Origin of the sequence: Ruegeria atlantica, from assembly GCF_001458195.1 — a bacterium.
Lineage (GTDB): Bacteria > Pseudomonadota > Alphaproteobacteria > Rhodobacterales > Rhodobacteraceae > Ruegeria > Ruegeria atlantica.
Window position 1 is genome coordinate 1 of record NZ_CYPU01000061.1, and the last position, 699, is coordinate 699.

The window sequence follows — 699 nt, forward strand, 5'->3', positions numbered from 1 at the left end:
AATAAGGTCCAGCCTTCATGTCGCTGGCTGGCGATATAGGCTGCGCAGGCCTCATATTGCGCGTCCAGGGAATTAAAGTCCTGATCCAGACCATCTTCTGAGGACTTGCGCGTGTATATGGCGCATCGGATTTTACGGCGCGGGCTCATTTTGCCACCTTTCCGTTGAGCCCAAAGAAGCGCGGTCCCGACCAATGCGCGCCGGTAATTTCCCGAGCTATGGCCGAGAGCGAACGGTAAGATCGTCCGTTCCACACAAACCCCTCCCCTGTCACATCGACCACATGGGTCACGCCGTTCCACTCGCGCAGCAGACGCCCGCCGGGTTTAAGGGCAGGGCATGTAGGCCGGGGTTTCTTCTCAGAACCTTTTTCCAGCATGGCTTTCACCTGCCGCGACAGCCCGCCACGATTGCGGGACTGCATCTCAAAGGCAATAAATCGACGCAGGAAGGGTTGGCTGAGCATGGTGGGGGCGGGTTGATCAAACAGTTGTTGCCAAATCGTGACCAGATCCGATCGACCCATGGCGGCGAGATCGGCGACATCGCTCGTCTTGGTCATGACTCTTCTCTTGTTCCCACCGTCAGGTGATAGGTGGAAGAACCATCTGGTTTGTCGGATGCGCGTCGTTCAATTGTGACACCTTTCTTCCGCAGACCGCTCAGAGCCGCTCGGACCGAATGAGATTGCCACCCTGT

At 57.2% G+C, this 699-nt stretch carries 2 protein-coding genes and 1 pseudogene; all 3 read right to left on the bottom strand.

The window, feature by feature from the left end; genetic code table 11:
• Positions 1-149: pseudogene (locus tag RUA4292_RS24985) on the bottom strand (recombinase family protein); the annotation flags it as partial.
• Positions 146-562 (bottom strand): DUF2924 domain-containing protein, encoded by a 417-nt coding sequence (locus RUA4292_RS16445; RefSeq protein ID WP_082637161.1) that lies wholly within the window; start codon positions 560-562, stop codon positions 146-148. The pseudogene RUA4292_RS24985 and the gene RUA4292_RS16445, both read right to left, overlap by 4 nt.
• A partial coding sequence (locus RUA4292_RS25650; protein WP_145974994.1) for a DUF3489 domain-containing protein occupies positions 559-699 on the bottom strand: 141 nt, incomplete at its 5' end. The genes RUA4292_RS25650 and RUA4292_RS16445, both read right to left, overlap by 4 nt.